Below are 13,631 nucleotides of genomic sequence, written 5' to 3' on the forward strand. Positions count from 1 at the left end.
GATATCTATTTAAGTTTATCGTGTAATTTTTAAGCACAAAATAGTAAAAAATTAAGAATTTTTTGAAAATTTTGCTTTTTCCCACCGTGTCTCGTGGGCGATGAGGCAGTCGGTATTCGGGCAGGCCGGGAGCGCGTCGTCGTCTGTTTCCAGCGTAACGACATCGTCGCTGAAAACGCATTGATACCGCCCTCTGCCCGGTTTTTCGCCGATATTGAACGCCATGGACAAAAACCCCCTTTGATGCCAGTATGCCCGGATCAAAGGGGGTCTAATAAATTAATGCCGTTGACCAAATCAGCGTTTGATGATTTTTTGCACGCTCTGCAAAAGCGGCTTGAAATTGAGCAGCAAGACAATCGCGAACAGTGCCGCCTCATATATGGGCCAATAGCTGAGCTCTTTGAGTAAGATATAGGTCTGCGCCATGAGGATGAGAAAATTCGCGCCCAGCGTCAGGATATTGAACCGGATTTTGATGTAATTGCCCGTGTTGACCGCCCGGAGGACGAAGACGAAGATATAGCAGATAAGCGTGGACAGGGCGGCGCCATTGATCCCGTACGCGGGAATGAGGAAGAGGTTGAGGATTACGTTGACCAGCGCGCCGGCAAACATGGTGACGAGAGATATAACGCTCTTTTTTTCGACGAAATAGATGCTCTGCAGGAATGTGACGAAGCAGGAGAAAACGGTGGCGATGACCAGAATGGGCATGAACCGCCAGGATTCAAAAAACGAGGCGTCCACCAGAATCCGCGTTACAAGCTGGGCGCACATGATGAGCCCGGAGGCCCCGATAAAAACGACGGCCTGATAGGATTTGAAGACCTTTGTAAAAAAGTTGTCTCTCCCCCTGTCGCCCTCCGTCACGGCGGAAATGAGCCACGCGTCGGAGAAAATGTTGCTGACGATCACGATGATCTGGGGGGCCTTGTTGGATACGGCGTAAAGGCCGTTGGCGGCGCTCCCCATAAAATGCGTCACCAGGAACCGGTCGGAGACGTTCGTGATCCACCAGAAGATCATCGACGGCATGAGCGGCACCGAGTATTTGAGCATTGCGAGGGCCGTTTTCCTGTTCAGGCCCCGGAGCCGGATATACCGGTACAGCTTTGCCCGGATGAACAGGAATATAATCGACACGGCGTTGGACGCCGAGGTGGCCAGCAGATATCCCGTCACCCCCATTTTGAAGACGACGAGGAAAAGCACCGTGAACAAAACCATCAGCACGGTACACAGGATGCCGTCGGCCGCGTACAGCTTGACCTGCTCGCAGGCCCGGATGAAACAGGAGCAGACGGCGTGGAGGGTGGCAAAGAAGACGTACAGGTAAATGCCGAGGGTATTTTGTGAAATCGCATCGACGCGGCCGCCCAGCGGAACAAAGGCAAGCAGCACCAGCAACCCGATCAGGCTGGTAAAAAGGCCCGTCGAAAACACGTCCGTCTTGTCCTCGTTTTTATCAAGCCCGAACCGGAGGATGGCGTTGGCGACGCCGAGGCTGACGACGGGATAGAGGAGGCTGGCCGTCTGGAAGGCCAGATCGTACGAGCCCATTTCGGCCTTCGTCAATATCCGCGTGGTGATCGGCATCAAAAAGAAGACGAGGAGCTTTGAGCTGAAGCTGCCGATGCCGACGATGACGGTGTTTTTCGCAAGTTTCCTGTATTGATCCACGGTATTCCTTCCCTGGCCGCCGGGAGCGGCCATCAGACGCAGGGGCGTTTGGTTTTAATTGCCACAGCCGAGTATAGCACAGGACGCGCCGCCCGTCCACCGGCAGGCGTTGGGGCGGGCGGATGGCTTTTATCTGCCGTACTTTTCCGCCCAGCCGCGCAGCTTCGCCGACAGCGCCGGCGTCAGCCGGGCCCGGTCGGCCCGCCAGGTCCAGTTGCCGGCCGTGGTGCCGGGCGTATTCATCCGGGCCTCGTCGCCGAGGCCAATAACGTCCTGCAAAGGCGTAATGACCCAGGGGGCGTGCGCGGCGTAAAGCTTCTCCACGAGCTCATTGGCCTTTTTGACGGGGTCGTCCCCGGGGTAGCATTCTTCGCACCAGCCCACGGACGTCTGGTTGTCGTGCGTGCCGCTGTAAAAGACGCGCCGGGCGGCCTCCGCCGCCGTCATGGCCTCCATCTCGTCGGCGGAAAACTGCCAGACGAGCATGCCGGGAAGGCCGGAAAGCTTTAAAAGGTCATTCACCGCCATGTCCAGGGCGCCCAGGTCCTCCGCGATGGCCGGGAGGCGCCCGAGCCGGCGGCGCATCTCGTCGAAGAATTCTATCCCGGCGCCAATAAGCCATTGCCCTTCCGAGGGGCGCGCGCCGTCGGGAATGGCAAAATAGGCGGAAAACGACCGGAAGTGGTCGAGGCGGACGGTATCGTACAGCTCGAGGGCGCGCCGGAGCCGCAGCTCCCAGAACAGATAGACGCCGTCTTTGTCGCTCTCCCAGTCGTACAGCGGGTTGCCCCAGTCCTGCCCCTCGGGGCTGAAATAGTCGGGCGGCACGCCGCCGTGCAGCGCCGCATTGCCTTTTTCGTCGAGGCGGAACAGGCTTTGGTGTGTCCAGACGTCGGCGCCGTCGGGCGCGGCGTAAACGGGGAGGTCGCCGATAATCGAGACGCCCCGGCTGTTTGCATATTGTTTCGCGGCCAGCCAGCAGCGCTGGCGCCGGAACTGCGTTTTTTTATGCCGGGTTATACCGTCCCGGTGCTCTTCAAAGAGCGCTTCGAGATTTTCCCGCGTCCGCTCGTCCTCCGGCCAGTCCTGCCAGGGCAGGCCGCCGTTTTTCTCCTTCAGTGTCCAGTACAGCGCGTCGTCGTCCAGCCAGTACGCGTTCTCCCGGCAGAACTCCTCAAACGCGCCGGCATCGGACGAAGCATCGCCGTCCGGCAGCGCGCCGCCCAGGGCGAAGAGCGAGGGGCTGTAAAAGGGGGAGCCGCCCTTCCCCGCCGGATTCAGGGGCAAAAGCTGCCACAGCCTTTGCCCGCTATCGGCGAGAAAATCGATAAACCGGCGGATATCGCCGAGCGTCACGCCGCCCTCCGCGCGTTCCGACGGCACGGAGCCCAGGGCGCAGAGGATGCCGGCGGCTCTGGGGAGCCCGGTCCGCGCCGGCGGGGCGCTTTTGAGATACAGCAGCCTGGCCGTCAGGGGTTCCAGCGTCACCGTCAGGGTGCCGTTTTCCCCGGGGAGCTCCTCCGAAGTCAAAAGGTCGAGGATATATCCGGCCCCGGTTTGGACCGTCACCGTCTCGCGCTCGAAGATGCCCCTGTTGACAATCAGGCGGACTTCTTCATCCCCGGCCCGGCGGCTGATGGAGAAAACATGCGCCGTCAGCCCCTCGGGGACAAATTCGCCCCGGCGCAGGGGCCGGTACTGGCGCCGGAGCAGCCCGAGCAGGCGGTAATGGTCCAGAAGCTCCGGGTCCTCGCGCCCCCAGGGGAACGGCGCGCGGTTTAACGGGTCCTCAAAGCCCTGGGCGCCCGCTTCGTCGCCGTAGTAGACACAGGGCACGCCCTCGGCCGTGAACTGGATGAGCGACAAAAGCTTCAGCCGCGCCTTGGCCAGCGCGTATTTGTCGGGAGGAAGCGTATAATATTCCTTTTCCCCGTCCGGCAGGTTTTCCGGCGCGTCGCCAAGGGCGGTCAGCGCCCGGACCCTGTCGTGGCTGCCGACCAGATTGAGCGCCGACCGGAGCTGCTCGGGCGGGTAATTTTCCTTGAGGCTCATGAGCGCGGCGGCCAGGTCAAAGGCGCTGCTTTTACCGAGCATATAGTCCAGCGCCGACAGCCGGAAGGGGTAATTCATCACGGACTGCAGCGCCCCGCCCAAGAGATACGTCCGGCGGACGCCGTAGCTGACCTTATTGCTGGCGTCCTCCCAGACCTCTCCCAGCAGGAGCGTGCCCGGAGTCGTCTCCTCCATGGCGCGGCGGATGCCCCGGATAAAATCGTCCGGCAGCTCGTCCGCCACGTCCAGCCGCCAGCCGGCGGCGCCCTGCTCCAGCCAGTGCCGGACGACGCTGTCCGGTCCGCCGTAGATAAAATCCCTGTAGGATTTTTGGTTTTTGTCCACCTTTGGCAGGTCATCGACGCCCCACCAGCTGTCGTATTTGTCCGGGAAGCTGTCAAATCGATACCAGTCGTAATAGGGCGACGAGGGGCCCCTGTACGCGCCGGCGCCCCCGTAATTGCCGTATTTGTCAAAATAGACGCTGTCCGCCCCCGTGTGGCTGAAAACCCCGTCCAATATAAGGCGGATGCCAAGCGCCCCGGCGGCCTTGGCAAGGCTTTTAAAGCTCTCCCCGTCGCCGAGGGCGGGGTCGAGCTTCATATAATCGGCGGTATCGTACCGGTGATTGCTGGCGGCCTCAAAGATCGGGTTCAAGTATATGGCGCCGACGCCGAGGCTCTTTAAGTATAAAAGCTTTTCCCGGATGCCGGTAAGCGTGCCGCCGAAGAACGGCCAGCGGGTCACCGCGCCGCCCGCATTCTTCGTGTAAAAGGGCGTGTCGTGCCAGTCCTCCTGAAAGACGCGGGCCGGGCCGCGCCAGCCCTCCGGGCGGCGGGCGTTTTTCCGCCGCTCCTCCCAGTCGCCGCCCCGGCGGAACCTGTCGGGAAAAAGCTGATAGACGACGGCGTCCTCAAACCACGCGGGCGCGCCGCTCTCCTCATACACCGTGATCTGGTACGGCGCCGGTGCCGTCTCCGACAGCCGCCCCGGCCCGCCGAGGCGCGCGTCGTTGTTGCCGTAATACCGGATGCCTCCATCGTCGCCCCGGACGGCAAAGTAATACCACAGGAGCGCCCCCTCCGGGGGCGTTTGTATCGTCACGGAGAACCGGCTTTGCCCGGATTCCTCCCGCGCCATCGGGACGTTCTCCACTTCCCGGCCGTCCCTCCAGAGAACGAGAGAGCATGAAACCGCCGCCACATCCAGAGACAGGCGCACCGCCTCACCGGCCCGGACGGCGCCGAAGGGGTTTCTGTAATTCAAATCGTGTGAATTGTGATAAGCTTCCATATAAAATCCTCAGTCGGCCGTGCGGACATTTGCTTATAGTGTATGCGCACGGCGGGAGCAAGCCCGCCCTGCGGGTGCTTGGCCATTGCATTCGTCAAATCGCCGCCCGACACTTCCCGTTAAAAGGAATTTAGCGTATAGGCTGTCCTATACGCTTATCGAGCCTCCATTGGGGAGCCGGCCCATCATCGCCCCAGTATTCATCCAGAGCCATAATTTTCTCATCTTCCATCGAGAAAAATGATGTTACGTAGAAAGACATTCCGTATGCCCAGACATGCGCAACAGTAATCTCTGTTTATTAAGCTATGCCGACATCATGCTTTCAGCAGCCCCCGGTACAGCGCCGTATACTTTTCCGCCGAGGCGTTCCAGGAGAAGTCCGCGGCCATGGCGTTTTTCATCAGGCGCTCCCAGGCGGGCCTGTCGCCGGAATACACCTGGATGGCGCGGCGGACGGTGTCCAGCAGCTCGTGGGCGTTGAAGTTTTTGAAGCTGAAGCCGGTGCCCGCGCCGGTAAACTGATTGTACGGCGTCACGCTGTCCTTCAGCCCGCCGGTCTCCCGGACGATGGGGAGTGTGCCGTAGCGCATGGCGATCATCTGCGTCAGGCCGCAGGGCTCGAACAGCGACGGGATGAGGATCATGTCCCCGCCGGCATAGAACTTCCGGGACAGGCGCTCGTCAAAGGCCAGGCGCGCGGCCACTTTTCCCGGATATTTCCCGGCAAAGTGCGAAAACGCGTCCTCATATTTTTTATCGCCGACGCCGAGGACGGCCAGCTGCATGTTTTCCCCCGGCAGCTCGTCCAGTATCCGGACGACGAGGTCCAGCCCCTTTTGCTCCGTCAGGCGGCTGACGAGGATCGCCAGCGGGGTATCGTCCCTGACCTCCAGCCCCAGCTCGGCCTGGAGGCGTTTTTTATTTTCTGCCTTCCCGCTGAGATCATCGGCGGTATATAACGCGTAAAGCGCCGTGTCCGCTGCCGGGTCATAGGCCGAGCTGTCGATGCCGTTCAATATGCCCGTGAGGACGTTCCGCCGCCTGTTCAGGATATCCTGGGCCCGTTCCCCGTAAAAATCCGTGCGGATTTCCTCGGCATAGGCGGGGCTGACGGTGGTGATGGCGTCGGCGTAATTGAGCCCGCCGCGCATATAATTGATCGCGTCGAACTGCGCCAGCTGGTCGGCGGCGGCGGGGTACCCGTCGAGGCCCAGCACGTCGCCAAGGTAAAACCTGGAGAAAACGCCCTGGAATTTGAGGTTGTGGATGGTGAAGACTGTTTTTATATCCCGGTACTTGTCCGCGCCGCCATACAGCTCCCGCAGGTAGACGGGGACGAGAGCGGCGTGCCAGTCATGGCAGTGAAGCACCCGCGGGAAGAAGCCGGGCATATGCGCAAGGCACTCCAGCACGGCCTTTGAGAAAAACGCGACGCGCTCGCCGTCGTCATCGTACCCGTAGAGCCTGTCGCGCTTGAAGTAATACTCGTTGTCCACAAAGTAAAAAACGACGCCGCGGTGCGTAAGCGTCTCCAGGCCGCAGTACTGGTCCCGCCAGGCCAGGCGCACCCTGAAGTCGGCCACAGGGGTCATCGCGGCCCTGTACTCCTGCGGGATCGTCCCGAATTTGGGCAAAATGACACGGGCGTCCACGCCGGCTTTTTGCAGTGCGCCGGGCAGACTGCCGCAGACGTCGCCGAGGCCGCCCGTTTTCGCGAAGGGCTCCGCCTCAAAGGCGGCAAAGAGAACTTTCAGCTGATCGGCCATATAAATCTCCCAGTTTGATGAGGCGAACACAGTTCGGCCCTACGGCATTGTACGTCCGGCGAACACGGTTCGCCATGCCCGTAGGGGCGATCTGTGATCGCCCGTTGCGCAACAAGTCTCAGACGTCCTGTCCCTTGCCGACAAGGATCGGCGCGTCGGGATTCCCGAAGAGCTTGACGCCCGGGCGGATGACGGCGTATTTATCGCAGATGACGTTTTCCAGGATGGACTCCCGGTGGATCACCGTATTCTGCATGACGACGGCGTTACGCACAACGGCGTGCTCTTCGATGGTAACGCCGCGGAAGATGATGCTGTTTTCCACCGTGCCCTTGATGATGCAGCCGGAGGAGACAAGGGCGTTTCTGACGCTGGCGGCCGGCCAGTATTTCGCCGGGGGGCTGTCCTGAATCTTTGTGATGATCGGCCGGTCCGGCCGGAAAAGCTCCCGGTTCACCTCGGGGTTTAAAAGCTCCTGGCTGCAGCGCATATAGCACGCCACGCTGTCGGCGTTGCCCATATAGCCGGTAAACTCATAGCCGCTCACGTACAGATGGCTGAGATTTTCGACGATGATATCCGTCAGGTCCAGATAGCTCGTCTCCTCGTACCAGCTGATGAACTTTAAAAGCAGGTCCCGGCTCATGATAAAGGCGTCCATAAAGCAGTTGTCGGCGCCTATGGGCGCGTCGTGGGCGGCGGTGACCTCCCCGTTCTCCGCCACGTCCAGGTAAAGCTCCTTCGTCCCGCAGGCGGCGTCGGTCTTTTTATAGATCAGGGTGATATCGGCGCCGCTGGCGGTGTGCTGCTCCGCCACATCCTGAAAATCGATATTGAAAACCTTGCTGCAGCCCGATATTACAACGAGGTCGAAGTTGCTGCGGTCCAGATACGGCCTGTTGCGGAGGATATCCCGGAGCAGGAACTTGCCCTGCACGTTTTTCAGGCCGTAGATCGAGCCGGGCAGGATGAACATGCCCCCCACCTTCCGGCTCAGCGCCCACTCCTTGCCGACCCCCACGTGGTCCATGATGGAGCGGTACATATAGGGCGTGATCAGCCCGACGGTGAAGATGCCGGAATTGACCATATTGGACAGCGGGAAGTCCACCAGCCGGTAGCGCCCGCCGAAGGGCAGCGAGGCCACGGGACGGTCCTTCGTCAGCTGGGCGAAGGAGTCGCTCTGATAATTGGCGGCAATGATGCCCATCATTCTTTTCATATCGATCCCCCTCAGCCGGCCTGGCAGCGCTCACCGTCACCCAGGACGGCGATTTTGGCGGTCCCGCCGCAGAAGCAGGCGCCTTTTCCGATGACGGCGCCCTCGCCCACGATGGCCCGGACCACCTGGGCGCCCTCCTCCACCCTGGCTCCCGGCAGCAGGATGGACGCGTCGACAAGGGCCCCCGCGCCGACGTACACGTCGGAGCTGAGGATCGAGCGGCGCACCTCGCCCAAAATCGTGCAGCCGTTGCAGATGAGACTCCCCTTGACGACGCCGGTCAGTCCGATGTAATGGGGTGGATATATGTTGGAGTTTGAAAAAACGCGCATGTCCCGCTCGAAGATGTTGAAGTCCGGCTCCTCGACCAGGAGCCCCATCTGTGCCTCATAGTAGCTGTCGATGGTGCCGACATCCTTCCAGTAGCCGGAAAACCGGTAGGCGAACACCTGTCTTTTCCGGCGCAGCATGGCGGGAATGACGTCCTTGCCGAAGTCTTTTTCCGACGCGTCGTCGTTGTGGTCCGAGGTCAGGACGCGCCGGAGCATGTCCCACTTAAAAATATAAATGCCCATGGAGGCGAGATTGCTCTTCGGCTTTGACGGCTTCTCCGCAAACTCCGTGATGCGCATGTTTTCGTCGGCGCTCATCACCCCGAACCGGCCGGCCTCCTCCCAGGGCACCTCGATCACGGAGATGGTCAGGTCGGCGCCGTTTTTCTTATGAAACGCCAGCATGGCGCTGTAATCCATTTTGTACAGATGGTCGCCGGATAAAATCAAAACGTGTTCCGGGTCGTAGCTATCGATAAAATCGATGTTCTGATAGATGGCGTCGGCCGTGCCCTTGTACCAGGAGCCGCCCGTTTCCGTATACGCCGGCGCCAGCAGGTGGACGCCGCCGCTGGCAACGTCCAGGTCCCAGGCCTCTCCCGTGCCGATATAGGCGTTTAAAATAAGCGGCTTGTACTGCGTCAGCACGCCCACCGTGTCGATGCCGGAATTGACGCAGTTGCTCAGGGAGAAATCGATGATCCTGTACTTGCCGCCGAACACGACGGCGGGTTTGGCTTTTTTCTTTGTCAGCACGCCGAGCCTGCTGCCCTGGCCTCCCGCCAGCAGCATCGCGAGGCACTCTTTTTTCCTCATTTGCGCAGCATCTCCCGTTTATATATATCAGCAGATATCGCATCTGGTGTGCCAGATGCCGTTCGCGTACTCCGTAATGGCCCTGTCGCTGGAGAACCGGCCGGCGCCGGCGATATTCATGAGCGATATCCCGGCCCAGCGCGGCGCGTCGCCGCAAGCTTTAACAAGCTCTTCCCACGCCTTCACGTACGGGTCAAAGTCCTTGAAGACAAAATACTCGTCGTTGTTCCGCAGGAGCGCGTCGGAGATATGGTTAAACTCATAGCCGTTGTAAAACCCGTTCCTCAGCTGACTGGTGAGAAGCTTTAAGCGGCTGTCCTCCTGGACGAGATCATAGGACAGGTAGCCGCCGTTTTTATAGTAACTCAAAACCTCGTCGGCCTTCAGGCCGAAGATGAAGATGTTGTCGTCCCCGACGCTGTCCCGGAGCTCGATGTTGGCCCCGTCGGCCGTCCCCAGGGTGACGGCGCCGTTCATCATGAATTTCATGTTGCCGGTGCCGCTGGCCTCCTTGCCGGCTGTGGAAATCTGCTCGCTGATGTCGGCGGCGGGATAGATGAGCTGTGCCGTGGACACGTTGAAGTTTTCGATAAAGACGACCTTCATTTTATCGCAGACGTCGGGGTCGCTGTTCACCACGTCGGCGATGGCGCAGATGAATTTGATCGTCTCCTTGGCGAAGACGTAGCTCTGTGCGGCCTTGCCGGCGGCGATGAAGGTGTGGGGCTTAACGTCCAGCTTTGGATTTTCCTTGAGGGCGTTATACGTATTCATGATTTTGAAGGCGAACAGCAGCTGCCGTTTATACGCGTGGATGCGCTTGACCTGGATATCGAACACGGAATCCGGGTCCACGGCGATGGCGGTATTCCGGCGGATAAAATCGGACAGGCGCGCCTTGTTCTCCCGCTTGACCTGTCCGAGGCGGCTAAGAAACGCCGCGTCGTCTTTAAACGCCGCCAGCTTTGACAGCTCCGCGGCGTTTTCCAGCCACCGCCGCCCGATGGACTCGGAAATCAGCGCAGAGAGGCCGGGATTCGACTCGTGCAGGAAGCGCCGGTGGCTCACGCCGTTTGTCTTGTTGCTGAACTTTTGAGGCATCAGCGCGTAAAAATCCCGAAGCGTCTCGTTTTTCAGAATCTCGGTGTGGATATCCGAAACGCCGTTGACGGAAAAGCAGCTGATGACGGAGAGGTTGGCCATGTGGACCTGCCCGTCCCAAAGGATGGCCGTGGCCTTCATGGCGTCGTGCCAGTTGGGCTTCGACCGGTCGGCCGATTCCCTGAACCGCCTGTCGATCTCCTCCACGATCATATAGATTCTGGGGAGGAGCTGTCGGAACAGGTCGATGGGCCAGCGCTCGAGGGCCTCCGGCATCACCGTGTGGTTGGTGTAGGCAATCGTCCTGGTGGTGATGGACCAGGCCTCGTCCCATTCCAGGTGCTCCTCGTCCAAGAGAAGCCGCATGAGCTCGGGGGCGCAGAGGGCGGGGTGGGTGTCGTTGATGTGGATGCAGACGCGGTCCGGCAGCGCGCCGAGCTTATCCGCCCCGTACCGGGCTTTGAAGCTTTTGAGTATCGAGCCGACGCCGGCGGCGACAAAGAAATATTCCTGCTTCAGCCGGAGCTCCTTGCCCGCCGGCGTGCTGTCGTCGGGATACAGGACGGTGGATATCGCCTCGATATCGTTCCTGTGCTTGACCGCCGCGGAGTATTCCCCGCGGTTGAAGGCGTTCAGGTCAAAAACCTCGTGCAGCGGCAGCGCCCGCCACAGCCGGAGGGTGTTGACGGTCCTTCCGCCGTAGCCCACGACCGGCACGTCGTAGGGCAGGGCGTTGACCACGTCGTAGTCCCTGTAGACAAACGACATTTTGCCGTCGGTATAATTTTTGTCGACGACGCCGCCGAATTTGACGGTGACGGCGGCGTCGGACTTCGGCGTTTCCCAGGGATAGCCGTTGTCCAGCCAGGCGTCCGGCTCCTCGGTCTGCCAGCCGTCCACCAGGCGCTGCTTGAACAGGCCGAAGCGGTACCGGATGCCCATGCCCATGCCGGGCACGCTCAAAAACGTCATCGAATCGAGAAAGCACGCCGCGAGCCGGCCGAGGCCGCCGTTGCCGAGCCCCGGGTCGCGCTCGCACTGATACAGCGCCTCCATGTTGTGGCCCAGCTCCGTCATGGCGTCCCGGACGATATCCTCGATATCCAGGTTCAGCAGGTAATTCTTCAATAGCCTGCCGATGAGGAATTCCATCGAGAAATAGAAGACTTCCTTTTCGTTGTTTTTGACATTGCGCTGCCGCGTCTCCGTGCTGATGATCGCCGCCTTGCCGCTGATCAGCCGGACGAGGGCCTCATAAATTTCATACGTGCTGCAGAATTTCAGCGGCTTGCCGAAGAGCTCGGCAACCTCGGCGTAGAACTCCAGAAGAAAATCCTCTTTTCCGACAAACATAGACGCCTCCCGAAATATGTGATGATATATATCTACTGCGGTTTGAGCATCGTTCCGCCCAGGGGCGGGACGGTGATCTCCAGCGAGTATTCGAGCCCGTGCATCGGGACAGCCCCCGCCGTCAGCACGCCGGGATTCGTCTTCCCGCTGCCGCCGAACGCCGGGTCGTCCGAGCTCAGAATTTCTTTGTACTGCCCCGGCAGCGGCACGCCGATTTTATAGCGCGTCAGCGTCGCCGGTGTGAAATTGAGCGCTGTGATGACGATATCGCCGTCATCGGCGCCCCGGCGCAGGAACAGCAAAACGCTCTGCCCGGCGTTGTCGGCGTCGAGCCATTGAAAGCCGCGCCATGAGCGGCCGGCTTCCCACAGGGCTTTTTCCCGGAGGAAAACGTGGTTGAGCGTTTTGATAAAGTGCCGGTGCTGCCTGTGGGCGTCATAGTCCAGCAGGAACCATTCCAGGCCTTCATAGTACCGCCACTCGATAAACTGACCGAATTCGCCGCCCATGAAGCTCAGCTTCGCGCCGGGATGGCACATCTGCCAGAGCGCCAGGAGGCGCAGCCCCGCGAACTGCCGCCAGTAGTCGCCCGGCATGCGCCCTATGAGGGAGCGCTTGCCGTGGACGACCTCGTCGTGGGACAGCGGCAGGATAAAGTTCTCCGAGAAGGCGTACATCATCGAAAACGTCAAAAGCCGATGGTTTGACGGCCTTGAGGGAAAATCCAGCGACATGTATTTTAATGTATCGTTCATCCAGCCCATGTTCCATTTGTAATGGAACCCCAGGCCGCCCCTGTCCGGCGGATACGTGACGAGCGGCCAGGCCGTACTCTCCTCGGCGGCGGTGAAGACACCGGGGTAATTTGTGCCCACAAGGGCGTTGAATTCCTTCAGGAAGGAGACGGCCTCCGGATCGCTGTCGCCGCCCTGACTGTTTTTGCGGTGCTTTGAGACGTCCTCCACGCCGAAATTGAGGTAGAGCATGCTGGACACGCCGTCCACCCGAAGTCCGTCTATATGATATATATCGAGCCAAAACAGCGCGTTGCTTAAAAGAAAGCTGCGGACTTCCGGCCTGCCGAGATCGAATTTATACGTGCCCCACTGGGCGTGCTCGTCGCGCTCGTAGAGCTTTTCGCCCGTAAAGCGCCCCAGGCCGTGGGCGTCGCGGCAGAAATGGCCGGGCACCCAGTCCAGGATCACGCCGAGGCCGGCGTGATGGCAGGCGTCCACAAACGCCATAAAGTCCCCGGGCGTGCCGTAACGGCTGGTGGGGGCGAAATACCCCGTCACCTGATAGCCCCAGGAGCCGTCGTAGGGGTGCTCCATCACCGGCATCAGCTCCAGGTGCGTGTAGCCCATTTCCCTGGCATAGGGGACAAGCGTCCCGGCCAGCTCCCGGTAGGAATAAAACTCGGCCGCCGGAACCTCCTCGGCGCTCACGGCCGCGCCGCCCCGGGTTTTCCACGAGCCGAGATGCACCTCGTAGATGTTCATCGGCCTGTCGAAAAAAGACGTTTCCTCCCGGCGCGCCAGCCAGCTCTCGTCGCGCCAGGCGTGGGCGTTCAGGTCGGCCACGCGCGAGGCCGTGCCGGGCCGGAGCTCGGCGGAAAACGCGTATGGGTCGGCCTTGAAAAGCTGGCCGCCGTCCGCCGTTTCGATCAGATATTTATACAGGCCGCCCTCTTTGACGCCGCTGACAAAAGCCGTCCATATTCCCGAGCTCTCCACCGGCGCCATGGGATTTTCGCCGCCGCGCCAGCCGTTGAAATCCCCGACGACGGAAACGGCGGCCACCCCCGGCGCCCAAACGGAGAAGCGGACGCCTTCGGCGCCGCACTGCCGGCAGAGCTGCGCGCCCAGCCGGAGATAGCTGCGGACAAACGTCCCCTGGCCCCACAGATACAGTTCCGCGCTTGTCAGTTCCGGCATTTCTCTCATGCGATCACCTCCGGGGATATGGGCGAAATTCAACAAGATATCGGTCCGGCCGGCAGGTTGGCGGACA

The 13,631-nt window shown here is 60.5% G+C and carries 8 protein-coding genes; all 8 read right to left on the reverse strand.

Annotated features, from left to right (window positions below; genetic code table 11):
- Positions 1-51: 51 nt before the first annotated feature.
- The gene (locus BUB60_RS20195) at positions 52-225 is read right to left on the reverse strand and encodes a hypothetical protein (RefSeq protein WP_159435422.1); all 174 of its coding nucleotides are present in this window, start codon (positions 223-225) and stop codon (positions 52-54) included.
- 72 nt (positions 226-297) lie between these two features.
- Positions 298-1,683: an oligosaccharide flippase family protein gene (locus BUB60_RS13320; protein ID WP_159435423.1), complete on the reverse strand. Its 1,386-nt coding sequence runs from the start codon at positions 1,681-1,683 to the stop codon at positions 298-300.
- A gap of 129 nt (positions 1,684-1,812) precedes the next feature.
- The gene (locus BUB60_RS13325) at positions 1,813-5,028 is read right to left on the reverse strand and encodes a 4-alpha-glucanotransferase (RefSeq protein WP_073079892.1); all 3,216 of its coding nucleotides are present in this window, start codon (positions 5,026-5,028) and stop codon (positions 1,813-1,815) included.
- A gap of 317 nt (positions 5,029-5,345) precedes the next feature.
- Positions 5,346-6,797, reverse strand: a complete 1,452-nt coding sequence (gene glgA / locus BUB60_RS13330) for a glycogen synthase GlgA (RefSeq protein WP_073079894.1) — start codon at positions 6,795-6,797, stop codon at positions 5,346-5,348.
- 118 nt (positions 6,798-6,915) lie between these two features.
- A complete protein-coding gene (glgD, locus tag BUB60_RS13335; RefSeq protein ID WP_073079896.1) occupies positions 6,916-8,019 on the reverse strand; it encodes a glucose-1-phosphate adenylyltransferase subunit GlgD in 1,104 nt (367 codons plus the stop codon).
- A gap of 11 nt (positions 8,020-8,030) precedes the next feature.
- The gene (locus BUB60_RS13340) at positions 8,031-9,167 is read right to left on the reverse strand and encodes a glucose-1-phosphate adenylyltransferase (protein ID WP_073079899.1); all 1,137 of its coding nucleotides are present in this window, start codon (positions 9,165-9,167) and stop codon (positions 8,031-8,033) included.
- 27 nt (positions 9,168-9,194) lie between these two features.
- Positions 9,195-11,621: a glycogen/starch/alpha-glucan phosphorylase gene (locus BUB60_RS13345; RefSeq protein WP_073079901.1), complete on the reverse strand. Its 2,427-nt coding sequence runs from the start codon at positions 11,619-11,621 to the stop codon at positions 9,195-9,197.
- Positions 11,622-11,653: 32 nt separating this feature from the next.
- Positions 11,654-13,564, reverse strand: coding sequence for a 1,4-alpha-glucan branching protein GlgB (gene glgB / locus BUB60_RS13350; RefSeq protein ID WP_200796633.1), 1,911 nt, complete (start codon positions 13,562-13,564; stop codon positions 11,654-11,656).
- Positions 13,565-13,631 lie beyond the last annotated feature (67 nt).

Origin of the sequence: Sporobacter termitidis DSM 10068 (assembly GCF_900130065.1) — a bacterium.
GTDB classification, from domain to species: Bacteria; Bacillota; Clostridia; order Oscillospirales; family Oscillospiraceae; genus Sporobacter; species Sporobacter termitidis.

Coding starts and splice junctions, on each gene's coding strand:
- BUB60_RS13325 (WP_073079892.1), bottom strand. CDS start 5,028: ATGGAAGCTTATCACAATTCACACGATTTGAATTACAGAAACCCCTTC.
- glgB (WP_200796633.1), bottom strand. CDS start 13,564: ATGAGAGAAATGCCGGAACTGACAAGCGCGGAACTGTATCTGTGGGGC.
- BUB60_RS13345 (WP_073079901.1), bottom strand. CDS start 11,621: ATGTTTGTCGGAAAAGAGGATTTTCTTCTGGAGTTCTACGCCGAGGTT.
- BUB60_RS13340 (WP_073079899.1), bottom strand. CDS start 9,167: ATGAGGAAAAAAGAGTGCCTCGCGATGCTGCTGGCGGGAGGCCAGGGC.
- glgD (WP_073079896.1), bottom strand. CDS start 8,019: ATGAAAAGAATGATGGGCATCATTGCCGCCAATTATCAGAGCGACTCC.
- glgA (WP_073079894.1), bottom strand. CDS start 6,797: ATGGCCGATCAGCTGAAAGTTCTCTTTGCCGCCTTTGAGGCGGAGCCC.
- BUB60_RS20195 (WP_159435422.1), bottom strand. CDS start 225: ATGGCGTTCAATATCGGCGAAAAACCGGGCAGAGGGCGGTATCAATGC.